The following is a 15,851-nucleotide window of genomic DNA, read 5'->3' as shown; positions in this document are numbered from 1 at the left end:
TCGTCCTCCGGTTTTCGGAAGGGACGAATTCTTACTATGTCAGTTACCAGAGTACCGCTACAGGCGGTAGAAATTCACATGCAAATGATCATTTGTTGAGAATAACCTGACAACGATCCCCGCGGAGAGCGGAATCTAGCCGAGACAAGTAGTCGAGACCGCTGATCTCCGACACGCCGAGGCTTGCAAGGTGTGATGTCTGCCACTGTGTATCAATGAGCCATTCAGTCGTGTCGGCAACGGCGCCGACCGAGGTGGGAGGAGTTGGGGGCGTGGTTTCGTCGAACAGGGAGACCAGGTGGACGAGCGCGGCTTTGGAGGCATCGCGCTGGGTGTGAAACATCGATTCTCCGGCGAAGAACGAGCCTATGGCAACGCCGTAGAGTCCCCCGACGAGGACGCCCTCGGATCTGACCTCGACAGAATGCGCCCACCCATCCGCGTGGAGGCCGAGGTAAAGGCGAATGATGTCTTCGGTGATCCAGTTGCCGGGCCTGTTGGGATCCGCGCAGGCGCGGATGACCTGTTCGAAATCCCTGTCGACGCTGCATTCGAAGCGGTGCATCGATTTACGCAGGCTCTTGCTGACTTTGAGGTCTCGCGGGAGAAGTACACCGCGACGTCGCGGGGCCCACCACCCCATGCGTCCGGTTCCGCCGCTGCCGATGCCCATGGGGAAGAGTCCAGCCCGATACGAAGAGAGGACCTGGGACTGCGTTGCCGTGTATGACACGGCGCGCAGATCCTCCAGGTCCATCTCGGTGACTTTCAGGTGTGCTTCTAGCGGGCGGACATCAGTGGAACGAGTCGCCGCAGGCGCAGGAACCGCCAGCGTTCGGGTTGTCGATCGTGAAGCCCTGCTTCTCGATGGTGTCTGCGAAGTCGATGGTCGAGCCGCCGAGGTAGGGCACGCTCATCCGGTCGACGATGACTTCGACGCCGTCGAAGTCGCGTACGGCATCACCGTCAAGCTGACGCTCGTCGAAGTACAGCTGATAGATCAGACCAGAGCAGCCGCCGGGCTGAACGGCCACACGCAGACGCAGGTCATCGCGACCTTCCTGCTGCAACAGGCTGCGCACCTTATCAGCTGCCGTGCTCGACAGTTCAACCTCGTGCGTGGCCATTGCTTCGTTCGTCACAGTCATGGTTACTCCTCATTTCGATCCTGCCTGTCTCCAGGCTACACCGCGGACAACGTTCTAGGCGGTGGCCCTATTCCCAAGTCGTTCTCAGTTGAGTGCCAGTTTCTGCAGAAGGAGCGCCTCAGCGACGATAGCCGCCTTGAAATCGGGCAGATACAACGATTCGTTTGCGCTGTGTGCCCTGGCATCCGGGTCTTCGACTCCGGTAACCAGAATCGATGCCTGAGGGAACGCTTCGAGGAGATCGGCGATGAACGGGATCGAGCCGCCGATGCCCATGGTCACGGACTCCTGCCCCCATGCTTCGGTGAGGGCACGTTGCGCGATCTGCACTACAGGGTCGTTCATATCGGCCTGCCACGGGCTGCCGCCTTCCGTGTCCCCCATCGTCAGGGTGGCGCCGAAGGGAAGATTGTCGCGCAGATGATCTTCGACGGCCTTGACGGCGTTGTCGGGCGTGTCTCCGGGTGCCAAGCGGATCGACAGTTTTGCTCGCAGATTCGACTGGAGTGTGTTCGAAGAGACGTCGACATCGGGGATGTCGAGTCCGATGACCGTGATTGACGGCTGGGTCCACAGGCGTGAAGCCAGGGACCCTGAGCCGATAAGTGAACTCGAGTCAAGAATTCCGGAGTCGGCGCGAATTGTCGACTCTTCGTAGTCGATAGTGCTCTCAGTCTGCGACTTGAGACCACGGACGGCAACGGAGCCGTTCTCATCGTGGAGGCTGCCCAGCACCCGTGTCATCGCCAGCATCGCGTCGGGGACGACCCCGCCGTACATTCCCGAATGCACCGCGTGACCAAGCGTGGAGATGTCGAATTCGATGGCGCACATGCCGCGCAGGCTCGTGGTCAGAGCTGGTGTGCCGGCAGCCCAGTTGCCGGAATCGGCGACGACGATGACGTCGGCTGCAAGCTTGTCCTGGTAAGTCTCGAGGAAGTTGCGGAAGCTTGGGCTGCCGGCCTCTTCCTCCCCTTCGATGAAGAGAGTCACCCCCACGCCGAGGCGGTCTGCCAGGAGGCGCAGCGCGGTGAGGTGGACCATGATGCCGGCTTTGTCGTCGGCGGCCCCACGACCGTAGAGACGGTCCCCGGTTCGGGTCGCAACGAAGGGGTCGGTGTTCCAGGCTTCAGGCTTGCCCGGGGGCTGAACGTCGTGGTGTGCGTAGAGCAGCACGGTGCCAGCCCCTGCGGGAGCTGGCACCGAGGCGACGACGGCCGGGTAGCCTTCGGTTCCGTCCTCCTGGGCTGCGGTCAGGATGTCGGCATCGAGTCCCAGGCCGCGGGCGAGGTCCGCGACGGCTTCGGCGCTGGACCGAACGTTCGCGGGATCGAAGCTCGGCCAGGCGACCGAGGGGATCGCTACGAGATCGGTCAGCTGGTCGATGACCTCGTCGAAAATAGTGTCGAGTTCAGCATGCAATTGTGCACTGTCAAGTGCAGAAGTCGATTCGCTCATTCTCCAAAGGTAGTATTCATTAGGTGTTCGGAAGCAAAAAATCTCATGAGGATGCGCAATCCTCCGACAATCGACCGGTGAACGATGACGGTTCACGCCCCGACGCTGTCTCGCAGCGTGAGGCTGAACAGAAGAAAGGACGGCCGACGCCCAAACGCAGTCAGCAGGAATCGGTGCGCAAGCAGCCGCTGGTTTCGAAGGATCGCAAGGTGGCGAACCAGCGTGCCAAGGAACAGACGCGCAAGGACCGCGATCGTGCCCGGATGGGCATGATGAATGGCGAAGAGCAGTACCTCACGCGCCGCGACAAAGGCCCACAGCGCCGCTACGTTCGTGACTATATCGATGCCCGCTTCTCTATCGGAGAGCTGTTCATCCCCGCTGCGATTCTGATCCTGGTTGTGGCATTCACGCAGCCGGTCGCCATTCAGCAGTACTTCACCTACGCAGTCTGGGGTCTGCTGGCCCTGGTCATCCTCGACGGCGTCATCGTCAACTACATCCTCAAGGGACGGTTGAAAGCCAAGTTCGGTACCGTCGAACGAGGCCTGGCGCTCTACGCGATCATGCGCAGCGTCCAGATTCGTCCGCTGCGCATGCCGAAACCTCAGGTCAAGCGCCGCCAGTACCCCGAGTGAGCAGAGTCCGCGCACGCCGTGCACGAAGGATTCGTCCGGGCCAGAACGGTCCGGAGTAGATCATCTCCGAATAGGACTGAACCAGGTCAGCGCCCGCCGCAAGTCGGGCGCTGATGTCATTGGCGTCCGAGATTCCGCCGACAGAGATGATGCTCAGGTTCTCGCCGACGGTGGCCTTGACCAGCCGCAGCACTTCCAGCGACCGATGTGCCAAAGGTCGGCCCGAGATGCCTCCGGCCTGCCCGCCAGCGAAGTCAGCCTCACGACCACTCAGCACTGTTCGATCGATCGTGGTGTTGGTGGTGATGAGGCCATCAACACCCGAACGCACGGCGAGTTCACAGATCTCAACGACATCCTCGTCATTGAGGTCGGGTGCGATCTTGACCAGCAGCGGCACATGGCCGAGCGTGGAACGAGGAGCCGCAACCACCTCGGCGGCGGCAGAACGAACTGCGTCGATAATGGGTTCGAGGCTCGACACGGACTGCAGGTCACGCAGACCCGGAGTGTTCGGTGAGCTGACATTGATGACGAGGTAGTCAGCCAGAGGCGCACAGAACCGAGCTGAACTCGCGTAGTCCTCGACTGCATCGGCAGCGTCGACGACCTTGGTCTTGCCGATGTTGATCCCGATGATCGGTCGCTGCGCGGAGGGCAGAGAGGAAATGGATTTCCGCTGCCTGCCGATGTTGAAAGCAGCCTGCCGGGCACCCTGGTTGTTGAAGCCCATCCGATTGAGCAGCGCAAGATTGTCGCGGAGGCGAAACAGTCGCGGCTTGTCGTTGCCGGGCTGAGCATGAGCGGTGATCGTGCCGACCTCGATGTGGCCGAAGCCCATCGTCGAGAGAGCGCGAATCCCCTCCCCATTCTTATCGAAGCCGGCCGCGAGCCCGAGCCGGTTGGGGAACCGCAGGCCCAGCACATCCACCTCATTGCGGGTGCCGTGGGCCAAGACCAGACGGAGCAGACGGCTTAGACCTGGGATGGCATCGAGGATTCTCAGAGCGGTGAACGACACATGATGTGCTCGTTCGGCGTCCATGGGGGCGAAGCAGAGTTTAAAGATAAGTGAGTACACACCCTCCAGAATATGTCAGGAGACAGACTGGCCGAAGAACGGCGCGGTTCTCTGACATCAGGAATTCATTCAGATCCCTGCTCAGAATGGTCACCGTTTATCCATCCCTCGTGAAATGGCATTAGGATCGATTCAACGTTCAAAGACGATGAAAGGGAATCTATGCCCAGTGCATCCACACCCACCAGCTACTCTTCGACCGCACTCGTGAAAGCCACCGCTTCCGTTCTGGTGCTGGGAGTCGCTGACGACAAGGTCCTCGGCCTCGACACTGCGAAATACGCTCGCACCGCTGTGGAGGGTGTGGTCCGCGCCATCGAATTCACCGGCAAGGCCGGATCCACGGCACGTGTTGCCGCGCCGAAGGGGTTCTCCGCCTCGAGCATCCTCCTGGTCGGACTCGGCGCCTTCGACTCCGCAGCACGCGGCACTGACGCCGCAGCGAAGTCGCACGAGGTTCTCCGCCGCGCCGCAGGCAACGCTCTGCGTGCCCTCGACGGTGTGGACTCGATTGCTGTGGGCCTGCCGGCCGTTACCTCCGGGGATGTCGAAGCCGTCACCATCGGTGCAGGACTCGGCGCCTACCGGTTCATCGAATACCGGAGCCAGGACGCAGACAAGGTGCCCGGTGCAGTCACCGTCCTCGGACCCAAGAGCAAAGAGCACGCAGCCGCACACTCCAGCGGCGCGATCATCGCCGCAGCGACGAACCGAGCCCGCGACCTCGTCAACACTCCTCCGCTCGACCTCTACCCGGAGTCCTTCGCCCAACGCGTCAAGGATCAGGGCAAGGAGCGTAAACTCAAGGTCAGCGTGCTCGGGGAAAAAGAGCTTCAGGCTGGTGGATACGGTGGACTCGTGGGCGTCGGTCAGGGTTCGACCCGCGGACCGCGCCTGGTCAAGGTCGAATACTCCCCCAAAGGCGCCGAACGCCACGTGAGCTTCGTGGGCAAGGGCATCACCTTCGACTCCGGCGGCATCTCCCTCAAGCCCGCAGCGAGCATGGAGGATATGAAGTCCGATATGGCCGGTGCGGCAGCCGTGGTCCAGGCCCTGTTCGCTATCGCAGACCTCAAACTGCCCGTCCGTGCGACTGCCTGGCTGCCCTTGGCCGAGAACATGCCGGGATCATCGGCCCAGCGCCCCAGCGATGTGCTGCACATGCGCAGCGGCAAGACCGTCGAAGTCACCAATACCGATGCCGAAGGCCGATTGGTCCTCGCCGACGCACTGGCTGACGCTGATGCGGAGAATCCTGACCTGCTCATAGACGTGGCCACTCTGACGGGTGCGCAGGTCGTCGCCTTGGGCAATCGGACGTCCGGAGTCATGGGCGCTGAGATGGCACGCAATCTCATCACCGCCTCGGCGACGGACGCCGGCGAGGAGATGTGGGCCATGCCCATCCCCGAGGAGATGCTCTCCGGTTTCGACTCCAACGCCGCGGACCTGAAGAACTCCGGCCCCCGCGCCGGCGGTATGCTAGCAGCCGGCGCCTTCCTCCAGGAATTCGTCAGCGAGGACGCAAACTGGGCCCACATCGACATCGCCGGACCGAGCTTCAACACCGGTTCGGCATTCGGTTACACGCCGATCGCCGCCACCGGCGCGGCAGTTCGGACCCTCGTCCAGGCAGCGAAGCAGGTGAACTGACAAACGACTTTCTACACGCTGTCGATGTGGACGTGATCATCCACACCTGTGTCCAAACAGACAGTGTGTGCTTTCGCCCTTGGCGAGAAAAGTGGAAAGATAGAAGAAAAGCTGCGTACTGCAGGCTTATTCACAGCTACGAGGAGTAATCCGTGAGTGACTCATTGACCTACGACCTTGTCGTTCTGGGCGGCGGGACCGGCGGCTATGCTGCCGCACTGCGCGCTGCAGAGCTCGACATGAAGGTTGCTTTGATCGAACGCGACAAGGTTGGCGGCACATGCTTGCACCGCGGTTGTGTTCCGACGAAGGCGCTTCTGCATGCTGCAGAAGTTGCCGACACGGCGAAGGAATCGTCGAACTTCGGCATTGACGTCGAATTCAAGGGCATCGACATCGAGAAGGTTCTTGACTACAAGGACAACGTCATTTCCCGCAACTACAAGGGCCTGCAGGGGCTGGTCAAGGCACGTGGAATCGACACGTACTTCGGCACCGGCAAGCTCGTCGGCAAGGATACGGTCGAGGTTGACGGTGAAGACGGCAAGCACACCGTCACCGGCACCAACGTGCTCCTGTCGACCGGTTCGACGTCGAAGACCATCGGCCTCGACATCACCGACCGGGTCCTGACCAGCACCGAGGCTCTTCAGCTCGATAAGGTCCCGGGTTCGGCGATCGTCCTCGGCGGCGGCGTGATCGGCGTCGAGTTCGCCAGTGTGTGGTCCTCGTTCGGTGCCAAGGTCACCATCGTCGAAGGACTCAAGCACCTCGTGGCCAACGAGGACGAGACGATCTCGAAGAACCTCGAACGTGCCTTCAAGAAGCGCAAGATCGACTTCAAACTCGGCACCATGTTCAAGGGCGTCGAAGAGACCGCTGACGGAGTCAAGGTGACTCTCGAAGACGGTTCGGTCCTCGAAGCCGAGTACCTTCTCGTTGCTGTCGGCCGTGGCCCGGTCACTGAAGGGTTCGGCTTCGAAGAACAGGGCATCCCCATGGACCGTGGATTCGTCTTGGCCAACGAGCGCCTCCATACCGGCGTCGGCAACATCTACGCCTGCGGAGACATCGTTCCCGGACTGCAGCTGGCTCACCGTGCCTTCGGTCAGGGAATCTTCATCGCCGAGGAGATCGCTGGGCTCAAACCGGTTCCCGTCCTGGAATCCGGCATCCCCCGCGTGACCTACTGCGAACCTGAGATCTTCTCGGTCGGACTCTCGTCCAAGCAGGCCGAAGAGCAGTATGGAGCCGACAGCGTCGAATCCATCGAATACAACCTGGGCGGAAATGGTAAGTCCGTGATCCTGAACACCGCTGGTCTGATCAAGGTCATCCGCGAGAAGGATGGGCCCGTTGTCGGCGTTCACGGCATTGGCGCTCGACTGAGCGAACAGGCCGGCGAAGCCCAACTGATCGTCAACTGGGAGGCATTCCCAGAGGAAGTTGCGCAACTCATTCACGCTCACCCGACGCAGAATGAAGCACTCGGCGAGGCCCACTTGGCCCTTGCCGGCAAACCCCTGCACTTCCACTCTTAAGATCCGAGGAGACGAAAGACATGTCGAATTCCGTGCAGATGCCGGCTCTCGGTGAGTCGGTGACCGAAGGAACAGTCACCCGCTGGCTGAAGTCCGTCGGCGAAGAAATCGAAGTAGACGAGCCCTTGCTCGAGGTGTCGACCGACAAGGTCGACACGGAGATCCCCAGCCCGTATGCAGGTGTTCTGGAAAAGATCTTGGCCGACGAAGACGATGTCGTCGAAGTCGGTGGCGATCTTGCCTACATCGGTGACGGCAGCGGATCCGATTCCGCGGAGTCGGCGGACGCAGAGGACTCTTCCGACGAGGACTCATCTGAAGCAGCCGAGGAAGCCGAGCCCGCAGCAGAGGAAGCTGAGGAGTCCTCATCGGATTCCGCAGACGAATCAGCGGCTGAAGCACCGGCTTCGTCCGGCTCCGAGGGCGAAGGCACAGAGATCACAATGCCTGCGCTTGGTGAGTCCGTGACCGAAGGCACCGTCACCCGGTGGCTCAAGGAAGTCGGTGAAGAGGTCGAGGTCGACGAACCCCTCCTCGAGGTTTCCACAGACAAGGTCGACACCGAGGTGCCCTCCCCCGTGGCAGGCACCGTGCAGGCGCACCTGGCCGAAGAGGACGAGACCGTCGAAGTCGGCGCGCCATTGGCTCGCGTCGGATCCGGTGCCCCTGCGCCTTCCGACTCGGGATCGACCGATTCCGGATCGGCTGAGGCGGAGTCTTCCGACGATTCAGAGGAAGCCCCGGCTGAGGAGCCTGAGGAAGCCCCAGCTGAATCGCCTGCGGAAGAAGAGGCGTCCGCTGAGAACGAGAAGTCTGCGCCCGCCGAAGAAGAGGCACCGAAGCAGGAGACCCCTGCCCCGGCCGCTTCGAAGCCTGCCGCGGCGAAGTCCGAGGGCGCAGCATCAGCTCCCGCCGCTGCTGACACCGTCGGTGAGAATGCCGCATACGTGACTCCTCTCGTGCGCCGTCTGGCACGCGACGAGGGCGTCGATCTGAACTCGGTCACCGGCACCGGTGTGGGTGGACGCATCCGCAAGCAGGATGTCGTGGATGCAGCCGCCAACCGTGGTTCGGCAACATCGGGATCTGCTGCTCCGGCAGCGGGCGGTGCGAAGGCACCGTTCAAGCTCGAGATTTCCGAAGAGGCAGCAAAGCTTCGCGGCACCACGGAGAAGGCTTCACGCATTCGGCAGACGATTGCCAAGCGGATGAGCGAGTCCCTCGACGTATCGGCTCAGCTGACCCAGGTGGTCGAGGTCGATATGACTCGCGTCGTGAAACTGCGCAAGGCCAACAAGGAAGCCTTCCAGTCCAAGCACGGCTCGAAGCTGACCTACCTGCCGTTCTTCGGCAAGGCCGTCGTCGAGGCGCTCAAGCAGCACCCGAAGGTCAATGCGCAGTACGATCTCGAATCCCAGCAGATCACGTACTTCGATCACGAGCACCTCGCGATCGCTGTGGACACCCCCCGTGGGCTCCTCGTGCCCGTGATCAAGGACGCCGGCGATCTGAGCATCGCCGGGATGTCGAAATCCATCGACGATGTCGCGGACCGGACACGGAACAACAAGATCATGCCTGATGAGCTGTCGGGTGGAACGTTCACCATCACCAACATCGGTTCGGTGGGCGCTCTGTTCGACACTCCGATCATCAACCAGCCGCAGATGGGCATTCTGGGCACCGGTACGATCGTGCGACGCCCGATCGTTGTCAAGACTGAGGACGGCGAGGAGTCGATCGCCATCCGCGACATGGTCTACCTGCCGTTGACCTACAACCACCAGTTGGTTGACGGCGCGGATGCAGGACGATTCCTGCAGACGATCAAGGCTCGTCTGGAAGAAGGAAACTTCGAGGCGGACCTCGAGCTCTGATTCGTTTCATGAGCAGTCCGCTTGGGTGAGTCACCAGACTCTCCAGGGGCATGAGAAGGGCCGGTCACTCTGATGTGGCCGGCCCTTCTCACACGCTCGGGCTTCAAACCCGCGCTCGGGCTCCTCCCCCACTCAGCGGTCGATCTCCGTGACTGCGAGGACCTTCCAGGCATTCTCATGGGGCACCAATTCGAACTCGACGTGCGTGGGTGCGAAACCTGACTCCTCCCCTTCGGCCGTGACGCTCGTCGACATTCGGGCGTCGATGAGGATGTGGTGGTCAGTCGACTCTCTGATGACAGTATCGTCCAAGTCGATCGTGTAGTCATTGCCGATAAAGACGTTGAGGTCGATCAGCTCATCGGCGGCGGCAGCCGCTGAATCAGGAACTGTCAGCGCCGCTAAGGCTTGGTCGTCACCGGTACTCAACGCATCTGAACGCTTTTGGCAGAGGTCATCCAGCAGTGCGAGAATCTGGCTGTCTGACATCTCCCCGGCATCGCCGTTGGCCGCGCTCGTCCTCTGGGCAGGACTCTCCACCGACGTCGGACTCACATGCTCTGGCGAACTCACCGAGGCCGCGGTTCCCTCCGAACCCCACGACCGGATCATGACCGCACCTCCGAGGATCGTCATGAGCACAGCGAGGAGAACCCAGGTTCGTGGTCCACTCACCAAATTCCGTGGTCGCCGGTCAGCGATCGGCAGGCGCTCCAACAGGCTACGACCACCAGTCGCCAACAATGACCACATGCCAGACAGCAGGGAGGCACTTCCTCGGTTTCGGCGAAGTCCTTGGCCTCTGACGCCTTCGCGGCTGGCGGCCCGCAGCCGACCTGCAGCGCCCCTGGTCTCAGGGGACCGCGCAGTCACCGCGGTGGTGTCAGGGCCAGCAACAGCAGGTGCCTTGGCTGCTCGCAATCGTGCTGTCAGGGCCTGCCCGGGGTCAAGGTCGCGTTCGGCAGGCAGCAGCGGGAGGGCGCTCGGAGTCCCGGTTCGACGCAGTGCCGCGCTCACCTCGTCGAGGGTGTCATGGAGGCCGGAATCGGTGCTTGACGCATCCAACAGCTGTGCGACCAGTGTCTGCAGTGTCTGGGAACAGTCGGGCAGTGCGATGGACACGGGTAGGGGACTTTGCTCCCACGGGCGACCGTGGGCCGCATGGTAGATCATCTCTCCGATCGCGAACCGCGTCGAGGATGGCGAGGTTCGGCTGATTCCGGGAATGATCCGCGGACGGCCATCGGCATCAAGGCCGATGCTCTCGAGGCACAGCCGCGTTTGTGGATCGCTGCTGCCCCGAAGCTCGTCGACGATGCCGAGGAAGAGTGTGCTCAACTCGCCTTCCACCAGTCCCTGGTAGGAACGGACAGCGTCAAGGACGAGGCCGCCCGCGAGCGGCCTGACGAGGAGCAGGGAGGCGGGTCCGGTCGGCAGATCGACGTCGGCAACGCCGAGAGCTTCCGGGTGATCTGCGTCGAAGCCACGATGGACAACTCCCCAGAGCGTCTGGCCCTGACCGTTCACGAGTCGGTGAATGTCATCAGAGACTGGTCCTTGGAGTTCCCACGTCATTGTTCGTCATCTCCGTTGATGGATTCCACAGAATCAGAAGTATTTTAGAGCGTATTTGCGTGTGTTTAATACTGTTTGATGTCGAATGATATGTCAATAGCGCTGCGAGACTCAAAGGTGTCGAGGCTCATCGTCGATGAAATTGAACCCCCGCAACAAGGGACATAGTCTAGAGACATGCCTCTGGTCACAGAAACGCTGGGTTTCGCGCCCGTCTACTCGGACTATCTGCGAACCTGGAACTTGCAGAAGAAGTATCACGAAGAAGTGCTCGCTGGGGATCGCGAATCAACGATTCTCCTGCTCGAACACCCGCCCGTCTACACTGCCGGAAAACGCACGGAAGATCATGAGCGGCCTACCGACGGCACCGAAGTCGTCGATGTCGACCGTGGTGGGAAGATCACCTGGCATGGCCCTGGGCAGCTCGTGGCCTACCTCGTGTACAGACTCAATGACCCTAAAGAGGTCAGACTGTTCGTCTCCCAGCTCGAGGATGCGATGATCGAACTCCTCGCTGAGTACGACATCGAAGCCACCACCGTCGAGGGGCGTGCGGGGGTCTGGATCCTCGGCGACGGAACCCGGCGGGACCGGAAGATCGGCGCGATCGGCATCCGCATCCACGAGGGCGTGACCATGCACGGTCTGGCACTGAACTGCAGCAACGACCTCGGCGCATACGAATCGATCATCGCCTGCGGGATCGCGGACGCCGACACCACGACTATAAGCGCGGAACTCGGTCGAAGCGTGACACCTGAGGATGTCGCCCATCACCTTGACCAGATCCTGCACAACCACATTTCAGCCTAGGAGAACAGACGTGACAATAGCGCCAGAGGGCCGCCGCATGCTCCGTGTCGAAGCACGGAACTCAGAGACGCCGATCGAAGACAAGCCTGCCTGGATCAAGGCAAAGGCCCACATCGGTCCTGAATACACTTCTCTGAAGTCACTGGTTCGCAAGCAGGAGCTGCACACGGTCTGCGAGGAAGCAGGCTGTCCCAATATCTTCGAATGCTGGGAAGACCGCGAGGCGACGTTCCTCATCGGGGGCGAACAGTGCACGAGGCGCTGTGACTTCTGCCAGATCGACACGGGAAAGCCCGCTGACTTCGACTCCGATGAACCTCGCCGCGTGGCTGCCTCGGTCGGCGAGATGGGTCTGCGCTACTCGACGATCACCGGAGTGGCCCGCGATGACCTCGACGATGGCGGTGCGTGGCTGTATGCAGAGACCGTGCGTCAGATCCACAGCCTCGACAGCTCCGATGGGAGCGGCACCGGCGTCGAGCTCCTCATCCCCGATTTCAATGCTGAGCCCGATCAGCTGGCTGAAGTCTTTTCCTCGCGCCCGGAGGTGTTGGCCCACAATGTCGAGACGGTCCCCCGCATCTTCAAACGCATCCGTCCGGCCTTCCGCTACGAGCGTTCGCTGTCCGTGATCACCCAGGCGCGCGACGCCGGCCTCATCACGAAGTCGAACCTGATGCTGGGCATGGGTGAGACCAACGACGAGGTCATCGCGACCCTGCGCGACCTTCACGAAGCCGGGTGTGATCTCATCACTATCAACCAGTACCTGAGGCCCTCGCCTCGCCACCATCCCGTCACTCGGTGGGTCAGGCCAGCCGACTTCGTGATGCTCCGCGATGCCGCGGAGGACATTGGGTTCTCAGGCGTCATGTCCGGTCCGCTGGTGCGTTCCTCGTACCGTGCCGGCCGCCTGTGGGCGACGGCTATGCGCCACCGTGGAGAGCAGATCCCCGCCCATCTCTCCCACCTTGACAGGCACACTCCCGCCAAACAAGAGGCTCAGGCCGTTGTGGATACATTCGGCCCGGGTGAAGAGGTAGACTTGACTGCTGAGCAATGAGAGCGCTCGGGGCTCGGCCTCGACGCCGAAACGCCATTCAAGAGCAAGTGAGAGCATGAGCGAAGAACCGCGCCGCAAGGGACTTTTCCGCCGGAAGCCCAAGGACCCGAACAAGAAGCCAGGACGTCTGGCGCAGATGCGTCAGGTCTACGAACTGTCGGCCAAACACAATAAGGCCACCCCGTGGCTGCTGGCAGCAGCGATTCTCGGCTGTACACTCCTCGGCCTGCTGGCCGGACTTCTGTTCGGCGGAGCAGTCTTCACTACGATCCTCGGCTTCATGGTGGGTCTGCTGCTCGGCATGTTCATGCTCGGCCGGTTTGCCGAGACTGCTGCCTTTGCACAGATGGACGGACAGCCCGGAGCCTTCGGTGCCGTCCTCAACACCGCCCGTCGCGGATACCTGATGGACGAGAAGCCCATCGCCATCGACCCGAAGAGCCGCGACCTTGTGTTCCGCTCGACCGGTCGAGCGGGAGTCGTTCTCCTGAGTGAAGGACCGAAGGGGCGCAGCGCGAAACTGCTGGCCAAGGAGAAGAAGCGCCACGAGCGCATTCTGCCCACTGTCCCGGTTCACACGTTCCAGGGCGGCAATGAGGATGGCCAGCTGAAGATGAAGCAGGTCGTCCCGGCCGTGCAGAAACTTCCGCGCAAGCTCAATAAGAACGAGGTGCTGGCCGTGCGCAATCGCCTCGCCGCTCTCGGCACCCAGGGTACCCGTCCCCCGATCCCGAAGGGCATCGATCCGAATAAGGCTCGCCCGAACCATAAGGCGATGCGCGGACGCTGAGCTAGGCGGATCCACCGGAGCCTGCCGACAACCGCAAGGCAACCGGAACTGGACGACATCGGTTCAGGAGTTCATAGGCATACAGCAGTGGGCCCCGACTCGTTTGAGTCGGGGCCCACTGCTGTGCTATCTGCTGTGCTATCGATTCTGGGGGAACCGTTCTCAACCAGGGGGTGCCTCAGCGTTTGAGGATGAGAGTGCCGGCAGCCAGATCATGGAGACCGCGATTGTCGCGATTGAAGATCAGTGCGGGAATGACGAGGACGATCAGGGCAGTGCGGATCAGCGCCTTGACCAGCCCCGGCACGTGGCCATCCAGTCGACGGACCTCGATGCCGAAGATCCTGTGACCCACCGTGTAGCCAAGAGTCGACACGAGCAGGAAATGCTCCAATGCGAAGAGTCCCGGAGCCAGGAACGGATTGGACGAACCGATCAGGTTCGCGATGGCCAAGCACATGAACCAGTCGACCATCAGTCCCAGCAACCTGCGCCATGCGGGTGCCAGCGAGTGCGAGCCGGTCTCCGGCAATCCCAATCGCCTGCCCGGCCAATCGCCGTCTTCTCGCTCAATTTTGGGGCCCTCAAGCCAGGAACCGAGGTCATCACGATCAATCACGGATCCAGCTTACCCAAGTCGAACCTGGACGAATCCTCAGGAAACATGCCCGAAACATGGACGTCATCACCACTTCACCTGCTTGCAACTAAGATTGGGAATGGTCCAAACCAACGACCACCGTAAACTAACTAGGAGACTAAGTGTTCTCGTCTGCTGAAGAACTCGTCAACTACATCTCGGAGAACGACGTCAAATTCGTCGATGTTCGTTTCTGCGACCTCCCCGGTGTCGTCCAGCATTTCAACCTCCCTGCGGCCTCGTACGGCACGGAAGAGATCACCGAAGGTCTGCTCTTCGACGGTTCCTCAATCACGGGCTTCCAGGGCATCCATGAATCGGACATGAAGCTGCTTGCCGATGTCTCGTCGGCCTACATCGACCCCTTCCGTGAGGCCAAGACCTTGGTCATCACCCACTCGATCGTCGACCCATTCACCGATGAGCCCTACTCTCGAGATCCCCGCCAGGTTGCAGCCAAGGCCGAGGCCTACCTCGAAAGCACCGGAATCGCCGACACCGTATTCTTCGGTGCGGAGGCGGAATTCTACCTCTTCGACTCGATCCGCTACGAGAACACTCCGGGCAGCAGTTTCTACAAGATCGACTCCGAAGAAGCCGCCTGGAACACGGGCGAAGACGAGCCCGGCGGCAACCTCGGCTACAAGACCCCGGTCAAGGGCGGGTACTTCCCTGTCTCACCACAGGACAAGTTCGCCGACATCCGCGATCATATGTCCCTGACCCTGGAACAGATCGGGTTCGAGATGGAGCGCGCCCACCACGAGGTCGGGACTGCAGGCCAGCAGGAGATCAACTACAAGTTCAAAACGCTCCAGCACGCAGGCGATCAGCTTCTCGACTTCAAATACGTGATCAAGAACACGGCGTACGAGCTCGGCAAGTCGGCCACCTTCATGCCCAAGCCACTCTTCGATGACAACGGTTCGGGCATGCACTGCCATCAGTCCCTGTGGAAGAACGGCGAACCGCTGTTCTACGACGAGAACGGATATGGAGGACTCTCCGATCTGGCTCGCTGGTACATCGGCGGTCTCATCGAGCACGCAGGTGCCGTGTTGGCCTTCACCAACCCGACGATCAACTCCTACCGTCGCCTCGTGCCCGGATACGAAGCTCCCGTCAACCTTGTCTACTCGGCCCGCAACCGCTCCGCAGCAATCCGCATCCCGGTCACCGGCAGCTCACCCAAGGCCAAGCGTCTCGAATTCCGCGTGCCGGACCCGTCGACCAACCCCTACTTGGCCTTCTCAGCCCAGCTGATGGCCGGCCTCGACGGAATCCGCAACCGGATCGAGCCTCCGGAGCCCATCGACAAGGACCTCTACGAGCTGCCGCCAGAGGAAGCCAAGGACATCAAACTGGTTCCAGGCTCCCTCGACGAGGCACTCATGGAACTCGAGAAGGACCATGACTTCCTCACAGCAGGTGACGTCTTCACCTCCGACCTGATCGAGACGTGGATTCGGATCAAACGTGAGAACGAGATCGAGGTTGCTCGCCTGCGTCCGACGCCGACAGAGTTCGAGCTCTACTACGCACTCTGAGCCACAACCCTGAGGTTCGCGGAC

At 61.3% G+C, this 15,851-nt stretch carries 14 protein-coding genes; 8 read left to right on the top strand and 6 right to left on the bottom strand.

Annotation, left to right across the window (positions count from 1 at the left end):
* Window positions 1–88: 88 nt before the first annotated feature.
* The 3 genes from AAFP32_RS08095 to AAFP32_RS08085 form a co-directional block, all read right to left on the bottom strand.
* Window positions 89–757, bottom strand: coding sequence for a leucyl/phenylalanyl-tRNA--protein transferase (locus AAFP32_RS08095; protein WP_350271369.1), 669 nt, complete (start codon window positions 755–757; stop codon window positions 89–91).
* A 37-nt stretch (window positions 758–794) separates the two neighbouring features.
* Window positions 795–1,148 carry a HesB/IscA family protein gene (locus tag AAFP32_RS08090; RefSeq protein ID WP_101618722.1) on the bottom strand — a complete coding sequence of 118 codons (354 nt, stop codon included), beginning with the start codon at window positions 1,146–1,148 and terminating at the stop codon, window positions 795–797.
* Between the two features lie 84 nt (window positions 1,149–1,232).
* Window positions 1,233–2,606, bottom strand: a complete 1,374-nt coding sequence (locus AAFP32_RS08085; protein WP_350271368.1) for a dipeptidase — start codon at window positions 2,604–2,606, stop codon at window positions 1,233–1,235.
* A gap of 77 nt (window positions 2,607–2,683) precedes the next feature.
* Between AAFP32_RS08085 and AAFP32_RS08080 the strand changes: the two genes are divergently transcribed.
* Window positions 2,684–3,244 (top strand): DUF3043 domain-containing protein, encoded by a 561-nt coding sequence (locus AAFP32_RS08080; RefSeq protein ID WP_233429220.1) that lies wholly within the window; start codon window positions 2,684–2,686, stop codon window positions 3,242–3,244.
* On the opposite strand, the gene AAFP32_RS08075 is transcribed toward AAFP32_RS08080, so the two are convergent.
* Window positions 3,219–4,289 carry a quinone-dependent dihydroorotate dehydrogenase gene (locus AAFP32_RS08075; protein ID WP_350271367.1) on the bottom strand — a complete coding sequence of 357 codons (1,071 nt, stop codon included), beginning with the start codon at window positions 4,287–4,289 and terminating at the stop codon, window positions 3,219–3,221. The genes AAFP32_RS08080 and AAFP32_RS08075 overlap by 26 nt on opposite strands.
* Before the next feature lie 198 nt (window positions 4,290–4,487).
* Here AAFP32_RS08075 and AAFP32_RS08070 point away from each other — a divergent pair, with 198 nt between their 5' ends.
* From AAFP32_RS08070 to sucB, 3 genes are all read left to right on the top strand, one after another.
* Window positions 4,488–5,978 carry a leucyl aminopeptidase gene (locus tag AAFP32_RS08070; RefSeq protein ID WP_350271366.1) on the top strand — a complete coding sequence of 497 codons (1,491 nt, stop codon included), beginning with the start codon at window positions 4,488–4,490 and terminating at the stop codon, window positions 5,976–5,978.
* Window positions 5,979–6,130: 152 nt separating this feature from the next.
* Window positions 6,131–7,519 carry a dihydrolipoyl dehydrogenase gene (gene lpdA, locus AAFP32_RS08065; protein ID WP_350271365.1) on the top strand — a complete coding sequence of 463 codons (1,389 nt, stop codon included), beginning with the start codon at window positions 6,131–6,133 and terminating at the stop codon, window positions 7,517–7,519.
* Window positions 7,520–7,539: 20 nt separating this feature from the next.
* A complete protein-coding gene (gene sucB, locus AAFP32_RS08060) occupies window positions 7,540–9,396 on the top strand; it encodes a 2-oxoglutarate dehydrogenase, E2 component, dihydrolipoamide succinyltransferase (RefSeq protein ID WP_350271364.1) in 1,857 nt (618 codons plus the stop codon).
* Between the two features lie 132 nt (window positions 9,397–9,528).
* On the opposite strand, the gene AAFP32_RS08055 is transcribed toward sucB, so the two are convergent.
* Window positions 9,529–10,971 (bottom strand): hypothetical protein, encoded by a 1,443-nt coding sequence (locus AAFP32_RS08055; protein ID WP_350271363.1) that lies wholly within the window; start codon window positions 10,969–10,971, stop codon window positions 9,529–9,531.
* Between the two features lie 177 nt (window positions 10,972–11,148).
* On the opposite strand from AAFP32_RS08055, the gene lipB reads away from it, so the two are divergent.
* The 3 genes from lipB to AAFP32_RS08040 are packed head-to-tail and all read left to right on the top strand — an operon-like array spanning window position 11,149 to window position 13,640.
* Window positions 11,149–11,787 (top strand): lipoyl(octanoyl) transferase LipB, encoded by a 639-nt coding sequence (gene lipB, locus AAFP32_RS08050; protein ID WP_350271362.1) that lies wholly within the window; start codon window positions 11,149–11,151, stop codon window positions 11,785–11,787.
* Between the two features lie 10 nt (window positions 11,788–11,797).
* Entirely contained in the window at window positions 11,798–12,850 is a 1,053-nt protein-coding gene (locus tag AAFP32_RS08045) for a lipoyl synthase (RefSeq protein ID WP_350271361.1), read from the top strand.
* 55 nt (window positions 12,851–12,905) lie between these two features.
* A complete protein-coding gene (locus tag AAFP32_RS08040; protein WP_350271360.1) occupies window positions 12,906–13,640 on the top strand; it encodes a DUF4191 domain-containing protein in 735 nt (244 codons plus the stop codon).
* A 178-nt stretch (window positions 13,641–13,818) separates the two neighbouring features.
* Here the strand turns inward: AAFP32_RS08040 and AAFP32_RS08035 are convergent, their stop codons facing one another.
* Window positions 13,819–14,259 (bottom strand): RDD family protein, encoded by a 441-nt coding sequence (locus AAFP32_RS08035; protein WP_350271359.1) that lies wholly within the window; start codon window positions 14,257–14,259, stop codon window positions 13,819–13,821.
* A gap of 143 nt (window positions 14,260–14,402) precedes the next feature.
* Here AAFP32_RS08035 and glnA point away from each other — a divergent pair, with 143 nt between their 5' ends.
* Entirely contained in the window at window positions 14,403–15,827 is a 1,425-nt protein-coding gene (gene glnA, locus AAFP32_RS08030) for a type I glutamate--ammonia ligase (RefSeq protein ID WP_350271358.1), read from the top strand.
* The last annotated feature ends 24 nt before the right edge of the window (window positions 15,828–15,851 follow it).

Source organism: Brevibacterium sp. CBA3109, from assembly GCF_040256645.1.
GTDB classification, from domain to species: domain Bacteria; phylum Actinomycetota; class Actinomycetes; order Actinomycetales; family Brevibacteriaceae; genus Brevibacterium; species Brevibacterium koreense.
Note: the sequence above shows the minus strand (reverse complement) of the source record. Positions and strands in the feature narration are given on the sequence as shown.

Coding starts and splice junctions, on each gene's coding strand:
- AAFP32_RS08070 (WP_350271366.1), top strand. CDS start 4,488: ATGCCCAGTGCATCCACACCCACCAGCTACTCTTCGACCGCACTCGTG.
- sucB (WP_350271364.1), top strand. CDS start 7,540: ATGTCGAATTCCGTGCAGATGCCGGCTCTCGGTGAGTCGGTGACCGAA.
- AAFP32_RS08085 (WP_350271368.1), bottom strand. CDS start 2,606: ATGAGCGAATCGACTTCTGCACTTGACAGTGCACAATTGCATGCTGAA.
- AAFP32_RS08055 (WP_350271363.1), bottom strand. CDS start 10,971: ATGACGTGGGAACTCCAAGGACCAGTCTCTGATGACATTCACCGACTC.
- AAFP32_RS08075 (WP_350271367.1), bottom strand. CDS start 4,289: ATGGACGCCGAACGAGCACATCATGTGTCGTTCACCGCTCTGAGAATC.
- AAFP32_RS08095 (WP_350271369.1), bottom strand. CDS start 757: ATGGACCTGGAGGATCTGCGCGCCGTGTCATACACGGCAACGCAGTCC.
- AAFP32_RS08040 (WP_350271360.1), top strand. CDS start 12,906: ATGAGCGAAGAACCGCGCCGCAAGGGACTTTTCCGCCGGAAGCCCAAG.
- AAFP32_RS08090 (WP_101618722.1), bottom strand. CDS start 1,148: ATGACTGTGACGAACGAAGCAATGGCCACGCACGAGGTTGAACTGTCG.
- lipB (WP_350271362.1), top strand. CDS start 11,149: ATGCCTCTGGTCACAGAAACGCTGGGTTTCGCGCCCGTCTACTCGGAC.